This window comes from Bradyrhizobium sp. NBAIM03 (assembly GCF_020194055.1).
GTDB classification, from domain to species: Bacteria; Pseudomonadota; Alphaproteobacteria; order Rhizobiales; family Xanthobacteraceae; genus Bradyrhizobium; species Bradyrhizobium yuanmingense.
Window position 1 is genome coordinate 1 of record NZ_JADYVS010000191.1, and the last position, 427, is coordinate 427.

Below are 427 nucleotides of genomic sequence, written 5' to 3' on the forward strand. Positions count from 1 at the left end.
CGGCAAAGTAGGCCGACGCGCCCAGCACGCGCACCGCGTGATAGTGCGACAGCACCACGTGCTTGATCGGCTTGTCGGTGATGGCGCGGATGCGTGCGATCAGGTCTTGCGCCATCGCGGGCGTGGCGGTGGTGTCGACGATCAGCACCGAGTCGTCGCCAATGATGACGCCGGAGTTCGGGTCGCCCTCGGCTGTATAAGCGTAAGCGTTGGGGGAGAGCTGGGTGAAGGTGACTTGTTTGGCCTCGAGGTCGGCTTGCGAGGCGAAGGCTTTGGCCATTCTGTCACTCCTGGTGTAGTGGATTACGGTTGGGGGAATTACGTTTCAACATGCGTGGCTCGGGAAGCCTGCGTTGGGTTGGGCTGAGGGCAAGCCATGCCGAACGCTGGCAATCATAGACCGCACGGTCTGGAGACGCGCCTAGGG

At 62.5% G+C, this 427-nt stretch carries 1 protein-coding gene; it reads right to left on the reverse strand.

Features of this window, described 5'->3' with window-relative positions:
• On the reverse strand, positions 1-280 hold a 280-nt coding region (locus I6F21_RS38035; protein WP_225184422.1), incomplete at its 3' end, for an MBL fold metallo-hydrolase.
• Positions 281-427: the final 147 nt, after the last annotated feature.